Source organism: Youhaiella tibetensis, from assembly GCF_008000755.1.
Classification (GTDB): domain Bacteria; phylum Pseudomonadota; class Alphaproteobacteria; order Rhizobiales; family Devosiaceae; genus Paradevosia; species Paradevosia tibetensis.
The window spans coordinates 2,826,484-2,842,662 of the sequence record NZ_CP041690.1 but is presented as its reverse complement, the minus strand read 5'-3'; the positions used below and the strand labels follow the sequence as shown (position 1 = coordinate 2,842,662).

Genomic DNA, 16,179 nt, shown 5'->3' with positions numbered 1-16,179 from the left:
TTTTTTCAACCCGCCTTGAGCCTATTGGGCGGGTTGAAGCGAAGCGGGCCGGAAGAGCGGCGCGGCCATTTCCCGGATCGGCAGATGCACGGCGGCAGAGGCGAGACCGAGCAGGATGCCGAGGTACCAGACGAGGTTGTAGGAACCTGTGAGGTCAAAGACATAGCCGCCTAGCCAGACGCCCACGAACGAGCCGATCTGGTGGGAAAGGAAGGCGATGCCGTAGAGCATGCCCATGTAACGCGCGCCGAAGAAGACGCTGACGAGACCGGCGGTGGGCGGGACCGTGGAGAGCCAGAGGAGGCCCATGGCGCCCGCAAAGAGATAGGCCGTGACCTCGGTGACCGGGAACAGCATGAACAGCCCGATGGCGACCGCGCGGGAGAGGTAGATGCTGGCGAGCAGGATCTGCTTGGGCACCCTGCCGCCGAGATAGCCCGAGAGAAGCGAGCCGGCGATGTTGAAGAGTCCGATGACGGCGATGGACCAGCTACCCACTTCCGGGGTGAGGCCGCACTGGACGAGGAAGGCGGGCATGTGGACGTTGATAAAGGCCAGGTGGAAGCCGCACACGAAGAAGCCGGTGACCAGCAGCCGGTAGGAGCGGAACTTCCAGGCTTTGCGCAGGGCAGTGAAGAACGGCATGTCCGCCTGGCCGGGCGCTGCCTCGGTGCGGCCGCGCAACGCCGCCGAGAGCGGCACCACGAGCAGCAGGATGGCGCCCAGATAAACGAGCGCGGTTTGCCAGCCAAAGGCATTGATGAAGCCCTGGCCAATGGGCGCGAAGGCGAACTGGCCGAAGGACGAGGCGGCAGTGGCGATGCCGAAGATGAAGCTGCGCTTCTCGGCGGGCACGCTGCGGCCGAAGGCCTGCATGACGACGCTGAACGAGCAGATGGCGATGCCGACGCCCGTGATGACGCCCGCGGTGAGGTTGAGCATCATGGAGGTTTGCGAATAGGCCATCAGCACCACGCCCAGGGCGTAGATGACCGCGCCTACGGCCACGGTGCGGGCGGTGCCGTAGCGGTCGGCAAAGGCGCCGGCGAATGGCTGGGTGATGCCCCAAGCCAGGTTCTGGATGGCCATGGCCATGCCGTAGGCCTCCCGGCTCATGCCCAGGTCGGCAGTCATGGGAAGCGTGAAGAGGCCGAAGCTCGTCCGGATGCCGTTGCCGATGGCCGCGATGATGCAACCGGCCACGATTACGACGACCAGCGGCACGGCAGCGGAGCGAACGGAGGGCGCGGTAATGGACGTCACGTTGGCAGTCCCTTCGGCTTTTTGGGGGAAGGGACTCATACGCCGGGCCGCTCATCACGAAAAGCGCATTCGGGTGATGGTTCCCATCAAGTCCGGTGATGGGACCAAAAAGCAAAAGCCGCGCCTGGGGCGCGGCTTGCTGGTTCGGGCAGGAGTAACCTGCGATCAGGCGCTCTGCTTGACCGCGATGCCGTTCTGCTCGAAATGCGCCTGGAGTTCGCCGTTCTGGAACATCTCACGCACGATATCGGCGCCGCCCACGAACTCGCCCTTGACGTAGAGCTGGGGAATGGTCGGCCAGTTGGTGTAGACCTTCACGCCTTCGCGCAGTTCCTGGTCGGCGAGCACGTTGGCGCTCTGATAGTCGACCCCGAGGTAGTTCAGGATCTGAACGACCTGGCCGGAAAAGCCGCACTGGGGAAAATCAGGCGTGCCCTTCATGAACAGGAACACGTCGTTGGTCTTCACCGCGTTGTCGATGAATGCGTTGATGTCGTTGGTTTCGGACATGAGGATGCGCCTTTCATTGTCCGGATCAAGGGCCGGACATGGTTGAGCCCTAAATAGTGCCGATAGGCAGGCATGTCGAGAGCATCATCGGCATTGGACGATGACCTTTTCGAGACGCGCTGCCTATTGGGTGATGCTGCAACGGGTTTCGCTGCCCGTCGCGACGGTATCGGTGGTGAAGCTGAAGCGGCTTGAGACCTGGATCACGGATCCGAAGCCGTCGGCCTCGTTCTCGGCGAACTGCTCGCAGTTTTCGGCGGTGCCCGGTCCGGTGGGTTGCCAGAAGGCGATGCCTTCCGGGTCGACAACCACGTCCTCGGCGTCGACATCGAGCACCGAGATCCGGCCGGCAAGGTTGTAGACGACGAGCATGCCCTGCGGGCCGGTCGAGCGGGTAAGCACGAGGTGGTCGCCCTCAAGCGCCTCGAACCATAGCGGCTCGTCGGGACCACCGACGGCGAAGTCGCCATCCGTCGGCTTGAACTTGCAGGCGACCTTCATGGCCGGGGTGGCCTTGTTGCGAACGAGGAAATCGGTGCCGACATCGTCGGACTTTTCGAGGCCTATGACGACGTATTTGTCGTTGGCATGGCATTCCGGCTCGACCGCGAGGGCGGACGGGATCGCGGCAAGTGCGCTGGTGGTCGTCAAGGCCATGGCGAGGCAGGTGCGGATCATGTCGTTTCCTTGAGGCGAGCGGCGCTGGTGCCTGCGAGGATGTTCGCGATCCAGGGGTGGTTGGCGCAGTCGTCAACGTGGTTGAACAGAACCGCCTCCCACCCATGGCTGTTGGCGCTGGCGATGACACGATCGGAATCGTCGAAGAGCAGGGGCGGCTCGTCCTGGGGACCGAGGAAGTCTTCGGTGCGCAGGTAGAACTCGCGATCCGGCTTCATGGCGCCGAGGCGCGCGGCGTAGAACATGTCGTCGAACAGGTGGCTGAGCTTGAGCTCGTTCCAGAGGTAGGACGCGCGCAGGTGTTCCTGGTTGGTGGCCATGTAGACGCGCACCTTGCCGGTGGCGCGCAGGCGCTTGACGAGGTCGAGCAACTGGAAGTTGAGATTGGCATCGCGCGCGAGCCAGTAGCCGATAAAATCCATGGTCGAGCCCTTGTAGCCGACCGAGGGCAGGAAGGCGTCGAGCAGGGCAACGAGCGATCGCTTGCCGATCACGACCTGGTCGAAGCTGGCGCCGAAAAGGCCCTGGAATCGAACCGGGTCGACGCCCATGTCCTCGAGCAGGTGACTGTCCCAGAAACGGCGCGCGCCTTCATCGGGATGGAAGCGGCTGTGGACCAGCACGCCATCGACGTCGAATAGAACGGCTCGTGTCATCTAGGCTTTCGCATGGGTTGCATTGCGCCAAGTCCAAGAAGGACTTGCGGAGGAATTCTCAAATCCTGAATCACGTCCTGGTGGCGGCGGAAGCCGCAGAGTTCGCGCTGGACGAAATACTCCCACACCGCCTTGCGGGCCGTGGCGAGGGTCTCGGGGCGGCTGGCTTCGGGGGCGGCTTCAAGGGCGTCAATAGCTTCGGCGACGCGCTGCTCGGCGATGCCGAGCGAGGAGGCTCGCTCGGCCATGATCTCGTTCTGAAGGGCGGCGGTTCCCGCCTCGGGGCGGACGGCCCGGATAAGGTCGAGGGAATCGCGCAGCGACATCAGTCGGGGACGCCGGTGGTGAGGGCCAGGGCGTGCAGGGCGCCGCCCATGTCGGTGCCGATAGCCTTGTAGACGAGCTGGTGCTGCTGGACGCGCGTCTTGCCGCGGAATGCCTCGGAAACGACGGTCGCGGCCCAATGGTCGCCGTCGCCCGCCAGGTCGCGGATCTCGATCCGGGCATCGGGGAGCGCTTCGCGGATGCGGCGTTCGATTTCACTGGCTGGCATGGGCATGGCGCTGGCTCCGTCTGTAGTCCAGCCCGAGATATGAGCGCTCGACGCGGATGCGTCAACCGGCGGAGGGGGTATGCAGTTTCGCAGAACCAGGCGGCGCAATCGCTGATTGAGAGGAACGGGCGCGGGCCTTAGCAAGCGGCCTTCACGGCGCCCCGGGCGCCTCTAACCAGGAGAATTGCCATGAACTCTGTCGAAAAGAACAAAGCGATCGTAGAGACCTATGTGTCGGCGATGAACGAACGCGATTTCACCAAGTTGCGCGCCGTCTTCCATGACGATGCGCGTATCGAAGGCGTCACCGGCGCGGCTCCGGTCGATGAAGCCATGATCGTTTGGCGGGCGCTGACCGGCAGCCTCAACATGACGCTCAAGGTCGAGGGCATGGTGGCCGAAGGCGATATCGTTGTGGTGCGCTTCACCGAAAGCGGGCGCTGGACGGCGCCGTTCCTTGGCATGACCGAGCCGACCGGCAAGAGCTTCGAGCTGGTCGCCATCGAATGGTTCGAGTTGCGCGATGGCTTGATCAGCCGCCGCTGGGGCGTGCGCGATGCTGCCTCGCAGGCTCGCCAGGTCGGCTTCCCGCAGGCCGCCGGGCCGGCCAAGCCGGCAGTGGGGGTCAAGGTCGTAGCTTAAGCGGCTGTCGCTGTGGGATCCGTCCGTCGTGCCGACGGAGCGGACCCTAATGCACAGCGAAAGCCGTTCCGTCCACCTTGCCTCGCACGGTGGCGAAATAGGCGGTGAAGGCATCCAGGAACGCGCGGATGTGCGGGGTCGAGCGTTGGGTCTCGTGGTAGAGGAGCCAGACATCGGACCGCCATTCGACGTCAAGGCAGCGGACGACCGTTTCGTCGACGCCCGTATACGGCAACGGGCCGATGCCGACGCCCGACCTCACCGCGGCGATGAGGTTGGGAACGGAATTGCATCGCATGGCGATGCGGGCGCCCGCTGCCGCCTCGGCCAGCCACTCGAGTGGCTGAAGAGTTACGAGATCTCCGCCGCCGGCCAGGATCGTATGGGCGGCCAGGTCCCCGGCCGTGCCGGGAAGCCCGTATTGGTCGGCGTAGCTGCGGGCGGCGAAGATGGCCCAGACGCTCTCGCCCAGGTGTTTCTGGACGAGGCTCGGCTCGCTCGGGTTGGAGCCGACTCGAATGGCCACGTCCACCTCGCTACGTTGAAGATCGAGGCGCCTGTCGCCGGCGATGAGTTCGACGGTAAGGCCGGGATGGGTGGCGGAAAGCCGGGAAATGAGTGGAGCGAGGATCGCGGTGGCGACCAGTTCGGTGGTCGTGACCCGGACCGTCCCCGAAATCTGGCGGCGCCAGGAGGCGGCCGTATCGGCGATGTGGGTCGCGCCGGCCTCGACCGCTTCGGCCATCGCGGCGAGTTCCTGGCCGCGAGCCGTCAGGCGATAGCCGCCGGGGCGACGTTCAAAAAGCTGGATGCCCAAGGCGTCTTCAAGCGCCTCGGAGCGCCGGGCGACTGTGGACTGGTTGACGCCGAGCGCCTTGGCGGCGCCCAGCGTCGAACCGGTGCGGGCGATGGCGAGAAGGAATTTGAGATCGTTCCAATCGTACATCGCGCCCGCTGTGATCAGAGCTCGCCGGCCATGTAGCCGGGGAACCAGCCTTCGTAGGCCTTCTGCAGGTCCTTCACCGGTACACCGCGCGCCGCACCCAGCTTGAGTTTGGTGCCGCCCGTGGTGCCGATCCAGGGAGCGAAGATGCCGGCTTCGCGGATCTCGGACATGAAGCGCGAGAATTCCTCGACGTCGGGAATGTCCTTGACGGTGACGATGTAACGGCCCTGGTCCTCGCCGAAAAAGAGCGGGATCGCGTGCTGGCCTTCGAGCTTCTTGATGGTGGCGCCGATGCCCGAGGCGATGGCCATTTCGGCCAGGGCGATGCCGAGGCCGCCATCGGAGACGTCGTGGACCGCGGTGGCCTTGCCGGAGCGGATGAGGTTGCGCACGAAGTCGCCGACGCGGCGCTCGTGGGCAAGGTCAACGGCGGGGGCGGGGCCGTCGCGGCGGTCGTGGAGATCGCGCAGGTAGATGGACTGACCCAGATGCGTGCCCCAGAGCGCCGGAGCGCCGAAGAGCAGGATCATCTCGCCTTCGCCGGCAAAGCCGATGCGAGCCATCTTGTCCCAATCGGGGAGGAGGCCCACGCCGCCGATGGTCGGGGTCGGCAGGATGCCCTTGCCATTGGTCTCGTTGTAGAGCGAGACGTTGCCCGAGACGATGGGGAAGTCCAGCGCGCGGCAGGCTTCCCCGATTCCCTCGATGGCCTTGACGAGCTGGCCCATGATTTCGGGGCGCTCGGGATTGCCGAAGTTGAGGTTGTCGGTGGCGGCGAGCGGATCGGCGCCGGTGGCCGTGAGGTTTCGCCAGGCTTCAGCCACGGCCTGCTTGCCGCCCTCATAGGGGTCGGCTTCGCAATAGCGCGGGGTCACATCGGAGGTGAAGGCCAGGGCCTTCTTCTCGGTGCCTTCGACCCGGATCACGCCGGCATCGCCGCCGGGGCGCTGGAGCGAGTTGCCCTGGATCATGGTGTCGTATTGCTCATAGACCCAGCGGCGCGAGGAAAGAGCGGGCGAGCCGATGAGCTTGAGGAGAGCGTCGGCCACGTCATAGGCAGGGATGTCGTCGGCGGCGAGCGGGGCGGGAGCCTTGGGTTCGATCCAGGGACGATCGTATTCGGGCGCCTCGTCGCCGAGATCCTTGATGGGTAGGTTGGCGACTTCGCGGCCCTGCCACTTCACGCGGAAGCGCAGGTCGTTGGTGGTGATGCCGACGGTGGCGAAGTCGAGTTCCCACTTCTCGAAGACGGCGCGGGCCTCGGCTTCCTTTTCGGGATGCAGCACCATGAGCATGCGCTCCTGGCTTTCCGAGAGCATCATCTCGTAGGGCGTCATGTTCTCTTCGCGGACCGGCACCTTGTCGAGGTCCAGTTCGATGCCGAGGTCACCCTTGGCGCCCATCTCGACGGCCGAGCAGGTGAGGCCGGCGGCACCCATGTCCTGGATCGCGATGACGGCGCCGGTGGCCATGAGCTCGAGGCAGGCTTCGAGCAGGCGCTTTTCGGTGAAGGGGTCGCCGACCTGCACGGTGGGGCGCTTCTCCTCGATGTCGTCGCCGAATTCAGCCGAGGCCATGGTGGCGCCGCCGACGCCGTCGCGGCCGGTCTTGGCGCCGAGATAGACGACGGGCAGGCCGACGCCTTCGGCCTTGGAGTAGAAGATCTTGTCGGTGTCGGCGAGGCCGGCCGCGAAGGCGTTGACGAGGATATTGCCGTTATAGCGTTCGTCAAACTCGACTTCCCCGCCCACGGTCGGGACGCCGAAGGAGTTGCCGTAGCCGCCGACGCCGGCCACGACGCCGGAGACGAGGTGACGGGTCTTCTCATGGTCCGGAGCGCCGAAGCGCAGGGCGTTCATGGCTGCGACCGGGCGCGCGCCCATGGTGAAGACGTCGCGCAGGATACCGCCCACGCCGGTCGCCGCACCCTGGTAGGGCTCGATGTAGGACGGGTGGTTGTGGGATTCCATCTTGAAGACCACGGCCTGGCCGTCGCCGATGTCGACGACACCGGCGTTCTCGCCCGGGCCCTGGATGACAAGCGGGCCGCTGGTGGGCAGCGTGCGCAGCCATTTCTTGGAGGACTTGTAGGAACAGTGCTCGTTCCACATGGCCGAGAAGATGCCGAGCTCCGTATAGGTGGGCTGGCGACCGATGAGCTTGACGATCTTGTCGAACTCGTCGGGCTTGAGGCCGTGGTCCGCGATGAGTTGCGGGGTGATGACGACGTAGTTCTGGAAGGTCATTCGGGGGTCCGGATGGTCGAGGAACGGGCAAGATAGCGGTCAGCGGCGAGCGCGCAGCAAAAGAAGACTGCCAGCGCGATGGCGACGATGACGATGTTAAGCATGACCTGGGGATAGCCCAGCTCGGTGACGTTGAACACGGGGTAGGGGTACTCGGCGACGACGGCCCCGCGCAGCAGCACCCAGACGATGTAGATGAGCGAGGGCACCAGCATCATCGGCACGTCGCGCCAGCCGAGCTTGCCGTGGTCGGCAAAGATCCACCACCAGACGATGTAGAAGATGGGCGTCACGTAGTGGAGGATGCTGTCGGCTACCCAGGCGGCACCTTCGGGCGACCAGAGGCTGGCCAGCAGGGCGTGATAGAACAGCATGACGAGCAGGATGGCGCCGGCCATCATGGCGCGCGTGCGCTCGAGGCGGAACCAACCCAGCCATTGGGCCTTGGTGAGGTCCGAAAGGTAGATCAGCACCAGGGCGAGATTGGTGAGGATCGTATAGAAGGTGAAGAAGGTGATCAGCGCATCCGCGAGGTTTCGTCCTGCCGAGAGGTAGGCAGGGATGGAAATCGAGAACTGCAGGACCAGTCCGACCACGCCGATCAGGAAACCGACCAGGGTCAGGACGCGCTGAGGGTTCATCAAGCGACCTGCCGCACCAGCCCTTCGAAGAGGCCACGACCATCGATGCCGCCATGGGCGCTTTCGATGAGGTTTTCCGGATGGGGCATCAGGCCCAGTACGGTCTTGTCGGCGTTAAAGATGCCGGCGATGTCGTTGAGCGAGCCGTTGGGGTTGGTGCCCTCGGCGTAGCGGAACGCCACCTGGCCATTGTCCTCGATGGCCTTGAGGGTCTCGGCATCGGCAAAGTAGTTGCCGTCATGGTGGGCGACCGGGCAGCGGATGATCTGGCCCTGGGCGTAGCCCTGCGTGAAGGCGGTCTGGTTGTTGGCGACCTCGAGCTTGACCTCGCGGCAGACGAACCTGAGCGAGGCATTGCGGAGGAGGGCGCCGGGCAGCAGGCCCGCTTCGGTGAGGATCTGGAAGCCGTTGCAGACGCCGAGGACGCGGACGCCCCTGGCCGAAGCCTCGCGGACCGCATTCATGATCGGGGAGCGGGCGGCGATGGCGCCGGTGCGCAGGTAATCACCGTAGGAGAAGCCGCCGGGAAGCACGATCAGGTCGACATCCGGAATCTCGCTGTCGTGATGCCAGACGACGGCCGGAGCCTCGCCTGAAATCTTGGTCAGCGCCGCGATCATGTCGCGGTCGCGATTGGAGCCGGGGAACACGATGACAGCTGACTTCATCGGGTGGCCTCGCAGTATGTATGGGGTGTGCGAGGCCCTAATGCGGACTCTTTGGGGAAAAGGCAAGGGGAGAGTGTGAGATTCAGGTGGGTTGGGCCCGCTCCCACCCTTGTTCCCTCCCCACAAGGGGGAAGGAGACCGGCTCGCGAGATCGGGTCCGAATGCCTCCAGAGGCGACGCCTCTCCCGTCCTAGCTCATTCAGCCGGAGCCTGACGGGCTGCCTTGACGTAGCTGCGCGAGCCCGGGGTGCCGGGGATGTGGGCCCAGGCGGGGCGCTCGAAGAGGAACTTGCCCCAGCCGGTGACCTGGATCGCCGCGTAGAGGACGAGCGGGGCGATGAGAGCGGAGAGCATCACGATGATCGAGAGCACGCTGGTGCTTTCGATGATGCCGAGCTTCATCAGGATCACGCGGGTCATCGACATGGGGATCGAGAAGGAGAGGTAGACCACGATCGAGTGGGCACCGAGCCAGCGCAGCCAATCCATGAACGGGAGCTTGGAGAGCAGGCCGGCCAGCACACACAGGGTGATCGAGCCGGTGATGGCGAGGATCAGGTGCAGGCCGGGCAGTTCCGCCAGGCCCATGAGCATGTGCTTGGGCTGGACTTGGAAGCCGGGCGAGAAGACGAGGGCGGCATCTACAAGGCCCCAAGCCACGATGCCGAGAATTGCCAGCAGGACATGGTCCATGGACCAATCCACCAGCTTGAAGATGAGGGGGGCGAAGACGTAACCGGAATAGAAGTAGACGAAGTACTCGGCGAACTGGTCGACGATGTAGGAGCCGGTGGCGACCGGGGCCATCTGCAAGAGGGCGGCGGCGCCGATGACAACGACATGGGGCACCTTGGCGTCGTGCAGCAGCTTGGTGGCGGCCGAGAAGACGGCGAGCATGTAGATGAACCAGAGGACGCCATAGGGTTCGATGACGGCCCAGGCCATGTAGCTGGCGGCGGCGACGGGGTCGCCAGTGCCCAGGGCGACCTTGAACAGGATCTGCAGGAACGCCCAGAGGAAGTAGAAATAGAAATAGTGCACCACGCGCCGATCGGCGAAGCGCTGCCAGTCGCGGTTGATGACCTGGGACAGGAAGAGGCCCGAGATCATGAAGAATTCGGGCATGCGGAAGGGGGTGGCGAAGCCGATGATCCAATGCAGGATGCCGGTGCCGCCGGTCTCTTCACCGACGCCATAGGCAGAATGCATCATCACCACGAGGATGATCGAGATACCCTTGGCCGTATCGACCCAGGAAAGACGATTGGATTGCCCCGACATGCCGCTGGTCCTTGTTTGGATGGCGGCAAGATAGTCTGGCAGCGCGCGATCCGCTCGCGCAAGCTGCTGACGTGCTTAAGGGAAATGCTTAATCGATAAAATTTGAATCGAATTCGCGCCTAAAGCGGCACGGGCACCGAAGCGTAGGCCGCAAAGAGCAGGCCGAGAACGAGGAAAAAGAGCGCCGAGAGTGACAGGGTCTTGATCATGTGCGGAGGTTCCTGCGCCACACTGGGGGCGCACCGATCCAAATGCTGCTGAAAAAGTTGGGAAAGCGTTAATCGAGGAGTTCGACGGCGTAGTTTTCGATCACAGTATTGGCCAGGAGCTTCTCGCACATGTCGTTGAGAAGCGCCTTGGCCTTGTCCGGATCGGTTTCAGCCAGGTTCACGTCGAAGACCTTGCCCTGGCGCACGCCGTTGATGCCCTCGAAGCCGAGGGAAGTGAGCGAGCCGACGATGGCCTGGCCCTGAGGGTCGAGGACGCCGGACTTGAGGGTAACGGTGACGCGGGCTTTCATCGGTGATCCGTACTGGAACGTATTGTCTTACTGCACGAGTCTCGGGCCGGTGGCCAGAGCGTTATCGGTCTCGGTCAGGATGCCGAGACGCTGGGCCACTTCGCGGTAGGCATCGACCAGGCCGCCGAGGTCCTCGCGGAAGCGATCCTTGTCGAGCTTGTTGCGGGTCTTGATGTCCCACAGGCGGCAATTGTCCGGCGAGATCTCGTCGGCGAGGACGATCCGCATGAGGTCGCCCTCATAGAGGCGGCCGCACTCGATCTTGAAATCGACGAGCTGGATGCCGACGCCCATGAAGAGGCCCGTGAGAAAGTCGTTGACGCGGATGGCGAGGGCCATGATGTCGTCGAGTTCCTGGGGGGTCGCCCAACCAAAGGCGGTGACGTGTTCCTCAGAGACCATCGGGTCGTTGAGGGCGTCGTCCTTGTAGTAGAATTCGATGATCGAGCGGGGGAGCTGGGTACCAGCCTCGAGCCCGAGGCGCTTGACCAGCGAGCCGGCGGCGACGTTGCGCACGACGACCTCGAGCGGGATAATCTCGACTTCCTTGATCAGTTGCTCGCGCATGTTGATGCGGCGGATGAAATGGGTCGGAATGCCGAGGGTGTTCAACCGCGAGAAGATGAACTCGGAGATGCGGTTGTTGAGAACGCCCTTGCCGTCGATCACTTCGTGCTTGGCGCCGTTGCCGGCCGTGGCGTCGTCCTTGAAATACTGAACGAGCGTGCCCGGCTCGGGACCCTCGTAGAGAATCTTGGCCTTGCCCTCATAGATCCTGCGCCGACGGTTCATGGCAGACTGTCCGTTCGTCAATCAAGGTTGCGGGAAATGGAGTGGGCGCTTCATGCGCCGAATCCGGTCACAATTGCAAGCGCTTTTGCGGAAAGCCCCGCCCAGTGCGGCATTGCGACCATCGCGGACGTTGATTTAGGGCGGCGAACCCATTATGTGCTCAACCAGTTTTTCGACAAACGGGAGAGCCTGCAATTGGCCAGCTTTGACGATCGTGAAAAGGGCTACGAAGCCAAGTTTGCCCACGACGCCACACTCCGCTTCAAGGCTGAGGCTCGCCGCAACAAGCTGCTCGGCATCTGGGCCGCGGAGCTGATGGGCCTCAACGCCGAGGAAGCCAAGGCCTATGCCGCCGAAGTGGTGGCCGCCGACTTCGAGGAAGCGGGCGACGAGGACGTGTTCCGCAAGGTGTCCGGCGACATCAAGGCCAAGGGCATCAGCGTGGGCGAGGACGTGATTCGCCAGAAGATGGTGCAGTTGGTCAACGTGGCCCGCGAGCAGGTCGCCGCCGAAGGCTGAGCCTTCGCGCAGGCAGGAAATGCGAAGCGGCGAGGGGCAACCCTCGCCGTTTTGCTTTCAGGCGGCGGTTTGGTGGGCCTCAGCTCTTCAGGCGCTGCATAAGGCGGGTGAACATGAGAAGGCCTTCGGGCCAGGGGCCGTGGCCGGAGGCGACGTTGATGTGGCCGGAGGGGCCGGCTTCGTGGAAGTCGGAGGCCCAGCAGGTGGCGAATTCGACGGCGCGGTCGAGCGAGCAGAAGGGATCGTCGCTCGAGGCGACCAGCATCGAGGGGAAGGGCAGGGGATCGCGCGGGACGTCCTTGAAGGGGGCGGTCTCGGCCGGGACGGCGGGATTGTCGAGGTCGGGCGCCGAAACGAGGAAGGCGCCACGCACCTTGGTGTCCTTCAGGCGCTGGGCGGTGTGGGCAATGGCGGAAACGCCGAGCGAATGGCCGATAAGGATGACCGGGCGGGTGGCCATCATGATGGCGCGCTCGAGGGTGGATACCCACGGCTCGAGGCTGGGATGATCCCAATCGTCCTGCTCGACCACGGCGGCGGTGGAGAAGCGGCTGCCCCAGCGGCGTTGCCAGTGTTCGGGCCCCGAATTGCCCAGGCCGGGCACGATCAGGATGTCGACTTCCGAAATTCTCATGAGCGATCTGTCCTTGGACGGAAGAAGGCTGCCATGGGCTGGCTCATGCCGATGGCGCGATAGAAACCCTCGGCCTGCGGCTTGGCCAGGAGAGTGATGGCGACGCGGGGACCGAGAACCTGGGCGGCCTTGTCCATCAAGGCCTTGCCGATCCCCTTGCCCTGCTGGCCATCGATGACGGCCAGGTCGGCGCAATAGCACACCCAGTCCCAATCAGTAATGCCCCGGAAGAGGCCGAGCAGTTCGCCCGTCTCGTCGCGCGCGGTGACGACAAGGCCGGAATTGTCGAGCATGGCCTGGATGCGTACAGGGTTTCCCAGGGGCCGCCCTTCGCCCAGGGTCGTGCGACCGACGCAGGCGATGTACTCGGCGGCGGTGAGATCGAGCTCCCGGGCGTAGGTGATGGGCATGGCGTGACTCCGGACCTTGCAGGCAGGCTTAGGGAAGTCGGCAGGCGGGCGCAATAGGTTGGGGTCGCCTGGGGCGTCCCAAGCAACGGGTAAGGAGGATGATGTCTGGTCTGGGGCCTGCTCCCACCCTCGGTCCCTCCCCACAAGGGGGAGGGAGGCGGTGGGAATCGGTCGGTGTCTCCTCCGAGAGTTCGTGGAGGAGCGGAAGCGGGGCTACCTACTTGGCGCCGAAGACGCGCTCGAAGATCGTGTCGACGTGCTTGAGGTGGTAGAAGTCGTCGAACATGGCGTCGATGTCGGCGGCGGAGAGCTTGGACGAGACCTCCGGGTCGGCCTTGAGCAGGGCGGCGAACTGGCCGGTGCGGTCGCCGCGCATTTCCCAGACCTTCATGGCGTTGCGCTGCACGGCCGCGTAGGACTCTTCGCGGCTCAGGCCCGCCTGCGTGAGGGCGAGCAGCACGCGCTGGGAGTTATGGAGGCCGCCGAGCAAGTCGAGGTTGCGCTTCATGTTCTCCGGGTAGACCAGGAGCTTGTCGATGACGCCGGTGAGGCGGACGAGCGCGAAGTCGAGGGTGACGGTGCCATCCGGTCCGATCATGCGCTCGACCGAGGAGTGCGAGATATCGCGCTCGTGCCACAGGGCGACGTTCTCGAGTGCCGGCGTGACCATGCCACGGACGAGGCGCGAGAGGCCGGTGAGGTTTTCCGTCAGCACGGGATTGCGCTTGTGCGGCATGGCCGAGGAACCCTTCTGGCCGGGCGAGAAATATTCCTCTGCCTCGAGCACCTCGGTGCGCTGCAGGTGGCGGATTTCGGTGGCGACGCGCTCGACCGACGAGGCGATGACGCCCAGGGTCGCAAAGAACATGGCGTGTCGATCGCGCGGGATCACCTGGGTCGAGACGGGCTCGACGGCGAGGCCGAGCTTTTCGGCGACATAGGCTTCGACCTTGGGGTCGATATTGGCGAAGGTGCCGATGGCGCCCGAAATGGCGGCGACGGCGATTTCCTTGCGGGCGTTGACCAGGCGCTCGCGGTTGCGCGCGAACTCGGCATAGGCTTCGGCCAGCTTGACGCCGAACGTGGTCGGCTCGGCGTGGATGCCGTGGCTGCGGCCGATAGTGATGGTGTATTTGTGCTCGCGCGCGCGCCGTTCGAGCGCGGCGAGCAGGGCATCGATATCGGCCAGGAGCAGGTCGGACGCGCGGGCGAGCTGGACGGAGAGGGTGGTGTCAAGCACGTCCGAGGAGGTCATGCCCTGGTGGACGAAGCGGGCCTCGGGACCGACGATCTCGGCGAGGTGGGTGAGGAAGGCGATCACGTCGTGCTTGGTGGTGCGTTCGATCTCATCGATCCGCTCGACGTCGAAGGTGGCGGCATTGCCCTTTTCCCAGATGACGTCGGCCGCTTCCTTGGGGACGACGCCCAGCTGAGCGAGCGCGGTGGTCGCATGCGCTTCGATCTCGAACCAGATGCGGAACTTGGTCTCGGGAGACCAGATCGACGTCATTTCTTGGCGGGAATAGCGCGGGATCATGGGCTTGGGCTCTCGGCTTAAGAAGTTGAGTCCGGATCAGGCCGTAACGGTCTGAGCGGCATTGCGGATTGCGGCGATGCGGGCCGCGTAGGTGGCCGGGTCGTTGCCGTGATAGACGGAACTGCCGGCCACGAAGACATTGGCGCCGGCGCGGGCGATCTCGCCGGCATTGTCGGCGGTGACGCCGCCATCGATCTCGAGGTCGATATCGCGGCCGCCGATCAGGGCCTTGGCCTGGCGGAGCTTGGTGAGCGACTCGGGAATGAAGCTCTGGCCGCCGAAACCGGGATTGACGCTCATGATGAGCAGCAGGTCGACATAGTCGATGACCAGTTCGAGCGCCGAGACGGGCGTGGCCGGATTGATGACCACGCCAGCCTTCTTGCCCTCTGCGCGGATGGCCTGGAGCGTGCGGTGCAGGTGCGGACCGGCCTCGGCGTGGACGGTGATGATGTCGGCGCCCGCCTTGGCGAAGGCCTGGATGTAGGGATCGACGGGAGCGATCATCAGGTGCACGTCGAAGGGCTTGGCCGTGACCTCGCGGATGGACGAGATCACCACCGGGCCGAAGCTGATATTGGGGACGAAGTGGCCATCCATGACGTCGATGTGGATGTAGTCGGCCCCGGCCTGGTCGATGGCCTTCACCTCGTCGCCCAGCCGCGAGAAGTCGGCGGAGAGGATCGAGGGAGCGATCTTGATGGGTCGGCTGGTCACGGGCGCCTCCGGCCTTCTTGCGGATGTATTGGGAGTTGCAGCGGTGCTTAACCCTATGGGGCCTCCGGTACAAGAGGCAGCGCGTGCTTCCTTAGGCTAAGGCTGCAAATCACAACGGCGGGAGCGGCATCCGGTCCGGTTGCATAAAGGGACCACTCGGCTACAAGAGCCGGGCGAAACGGAGTGACCATGTTCGGATTTTCCTTGCCGGTGGTGTTCGGCGCTGGCGTGCTGAGCTTCCTGAGCCCCTGCGTCCTGCCGCTGGTGCCGCCGTACCTCACCTATATGAGCGGGGCGAGCTTCGACCAGATGCGCGACGCCAGCCGCGACTCGCGGACGCTCTACATGCGTACGGTGGTGACGGCGCTGTTCTTCATCGCGGGGTTCGCGGTGGTCTTCGTGACGCTCGGCGCAACGGCGACCGCCTTCGGGCAGGCCTTCCGCCAGGCGCTGCCGATCCTGACCCCGATCGCGGGGCTGATGATCATCGCGATGGGGCTGCACTTCCTGGGTGTCTATCGCATCGGCATTCTCGACCGGCAGATCCGGCACAACGGGCCGGGCGCGGCAAGCGGACCGCTGGGCGGGTTCATGCTGGGGCTGGCCTTCGCCATCGGCTGGACGCCCTGCATCGGGCCGGTGCTGGCGGCGATCCTGAGCGTGGCGGCTAGCCAGTCGACCGCCTATGAGGGCGCGGCGCTGCTGCTGGTCTATTCGCTCGGGCTGGGCGTGCCGTTCCTGCTGGCCGGTATTGCCGTGGGGCCGTTCCTGACGTTCTTCGATACGTTCAAGAAGCACCTGGGCACGGTCGAAAAGGTGATGGGCGGATTGCTGGTGCTTACCGGCGTGCTCTTCCTCACCGGCAACTTCACGCGGCTATCCTACTGGTTCCTCGAAACCTTCCCGATGCTCAGCCAGTTCGGCTGATCTTAACCCTTTTGGCCAAAAGCTTCCCCACTGCCGGTT

The 16,179-nt window shown here is 64.5% G+C and carries 20 protein-coding genes; 3 read left to right on the top strand and 17 right to left on the bottom strand.

Annotated elements, in window-relative coordinates; translation table 11 throughout:
* Positions 1-21: 21 nt before the first annotated feature.
* The 6 genes from FNA67_RS13900 to FNA67_RS13875 form a co-directional block, all read right to left on the bottom strand.
* Positions 22-1,263: an MFS transporter gene (locus tag FNA67_RS13900; RefSeq protein ID WP_244616353.1), complete on the bottom strand. Its 1,242-nt coding sequence runs from the start codon at positions 1,261-1,263 to the stop codon at positions 22-24.
* 165 nt (positions 1,264-1,428) lie between these two features.
* Positions 1,429-1,773, bottom strand: a complete 345-nt coding sequence (grxD, locus tag FNA67_RS13895) for a Grx4 family monothiol glutaredoxin (RefSeq protein WP_147656393.1) — start codon at positions 1,771-1,773, stop codon at positions 1,429-1,431.
* 123 nt (positions 1,774-1,896) lie between these two features.
* On the bottom strand, positions 1,897-2,451 hold the full coding sequence (locus tag FNA67_RS13890) for a hypothetical protein (protein ID WP_147656392.1): 555 nt from the start codon (positions 2,449-2,451) through the stop codon (positions 1,897-1,899).
* On the bottom strand, positions 2,448-3,107 hold the full coding sequence (locus FNA67_RS13885; protein WP_049705722.1) for an HAD family hydrolase: 660 nt from the start codon (positions 3,105-3,107) through the stop codon (positions 2,448-2,450). The genes FNA67_RS13890 and FNA67_RS13885 overlap by 4 nt, the downstream gene beginning before the upstream one ends.
* Entirely contained in the window at positions 3,104-3,433 is a 330-nt protein-coding gene (locus tag FNA67_RS13880; protein WP_147656391.1) for a DUF6665 family protein, read from the bottom strand. Before FNA67_RS13880 ends, FNA67_RS13885 begins: the two co-directional genes overlap by 4 nt.
* Entirely contained in the window at positions 3,433-3,666 is a 234-nt protein-coding gene (locus FNA67_RS13875) for a BolA family protein (RefSeq protein ID WP_147656390.1), read from the bottom strand. Before FNA67_RS13875 ends, FNA67_RS13880 begins: the two co-directional genes overlap by 1 nt.
* Positions 3,667-3,849: 183 nt before the next feature.
* On the opposite strand from FNA67_RS13875, the gene FNA67_RS13870 reads away from it, so the two are divergent.
* Positions 3,850-4,302 carry an ester cyclase gene (locus FNA67_RS13870; RefSeq protein ID WP_049705719.1) on the top strand — a complete coding sequence of 151 codons (453 nt, stop codon included), beginning with the start codon at positions 3,850-3,852 and terminating at the stop codon, positions 4,300-4,302.
* A 46-nt stretch (positions 4,303-4,348) separates the two neighbouring features.
* On the opposite strand, the gene FNA67_RS13865 is transcribed toward FNA67_RS13870, so the two are convergent.
* The 7 genes from FNA67_RS13865 to purC form a co-directional block, all read right to left on the bottom strand.
* On the bottom strand, positions 4,349-5,248 hold the full coding sequence (locus FNA67_RS13865; protein WP_147656389.1) for a LysR family transcriptional regulator: 900 nt from the start codon (positions 5,246-5,248) through the stop codon (positions 4,349-4,351).
* A 14-nt stretch (positions 5,249-5,262) separates the two neighbouring features.
* Positions 5,263-7,494, bottom strand: a complete 2,232-nt coding sequence (gene purL / locus FNA67_RS13860) for a phosphoribosylformylglycinamidine synthase subunit PurL (protein ID WP_147656388.1) — start codon at positions 7,492-7,494, stop codon at positions 5,263-5,265.
* Entirely contained in the window at positions 7,491-8,135 is a 645-nt protein-coding gene (locus tag FNA67_RS13855; protein WP_147656387.1) for a Pr6Pr family membrane protein, read from the bottom strand. Before FNA67_RS13855 ends, purL begins: the two co-directional genes overlap by 4 nt.
* Positions 8,135-8,803 carry a phosphoribosylformylglycinamidine synthase subunit PurQ gene (gene purQ / locus FNA67_RS13850; protein WP_147656386.1) on the bottom strand — a complete coding sequence of 223 codons (669 nt, stop codon included), beginning with the start codon at positions 8,801-8,803 and terminating at the stop codon, positions 8,135-8,137. Before purQ ends, FNA67_RS13855 begins: the two co-directional genes overlap by 1 nt.
* A 195-nt stretch (positions 8,804-8,998) precedes the next feature.
* The gene (locus FNA67_RS13845) at positions 8,999-10,084 is read right to left on the bottom strand and encodes an acyltransferase family protein (protein WP_147656385.1); all 1,086 of its coding nucleotides are present in this window, start codon (positions 10,082-10,084) and stop codon (positions 8,999-9,001) included.
* 277 nt (positions 10,085-10,361) lie between these two features.
* Complete coding sequence (gene purS / locus FNA67_RS13840; RefSeq protein WP_147656384.1) at positions 10,362-10,604, bottom strand: phosphoribosylformylglycinamidine synthase subunit PurS; 243 nt, start codon at positions 10,602-10,604, stop codon at positions 10,362-10,364.
* A gap of 27 nt (positions 10,605-10,631) precedes the next feature.
* The gene (gene purC / locus FNA67_RS13835; protein ID WP_049705712.1) at positions 10,632-11,396 is read right to left on the bottom strand and encodes a phosphoribosylaminoimidazolesuccinocarboxamide synthase; all 765 of its coding nucleotides are present in this window, start codon (positions 11,394-11,396) and stop codon (positions 10,632-10,634) included.
* A 195-nt stretch (positions 11,397-11,591) separates the two neighbouring features.
* Between purC and FNA67_RS13830 the strand changes: the two genes are divergently transcribed.
* Positions 11,592-11,915, top strand: a complete 324-nt coding sequence (locus FNA67_RS13830) for a DUF1476 domain-containing protein (RefSeq protein WP_147656383.1) — start codon at positions 11,592-11,594, stop codon at positions 11,913-11,915.
* Between the two features lie 79 nt (positions 11,916-11,994).
* Here the strand turns inward: FNA67_RS13830 and FNA67_RS13825 are convergent, their stop codons facing one another.
* From FNA67_RS13825 to rpe, 4 genes are all read right to left on the bottom strand, one after another.
* On the bottom strand, positions 11,995-12,549 hold the full coding sequence (locus FNA67_RS13825; RefSeq protein ID WP_049705711.1) for an RBBP9/YdeN family alpha/beta hydrolase: 555 nt from the start codon (positions 12,547-12,549) through the stop codon (positions 11,995-11,997).
* A complete protein-coding gene (locus tag FNA67_RS13820; protein ID WP_049705710.1) occupies positions 12,546-12,959 on the bottom strand; it encodes a GNAT family N-acetyltransferase in 414 nt (137 codons plus the stop codon). Before FNA67_RS13820 ends, FNA67_RS13825 begins: the two co-directional genes overlap by 4 nt.
* 217 nt (positions 12,960-13,176) lie before the next feature.
* Complete coding sequence (gene purB / locus FNA67_RS13815; protein WP_147656382.1) at positions 13,177-14,496, bottom strand: adenylosuccinate lyase; 1,320 nt, start codon at positions 14,494-14,496, stop codon at positions 13,177-13,179.
* 36 nt (positions 14,497-14,532) lie between these two features.
* A complete protein-coding gene (rpe, locus tag FNA67_RS13810) occupies positions 14,533-15,213 on the bottom strand; it encodes a ribulose-phosphate 3-epimerase (protein ID WP_147656381.1) in 681 nt (226 codons plus the stop codon).
* Positions 15,214-15,402: 189 nt separating this feature from the next.
* Here rpe and FNA67_RS13805 point away from each other — a divergent pair, with 189 nt between their 5' ends.
* Positions 15,403-16,140 carry a cytochrome c biogenesis CcdA family protein gene (locus FNA67_RS13805; protein ID WP_049705707.1) on the top strand — a complete coding sequence of 246 codons (738 nt, stop codon included), beginning with the start codon at positions 15,403-15,405 and terminating at the stop codon, positions 16,138-16,140.
* Positions 16,141-16,179 lie beyond the last annotated feature (39 nt).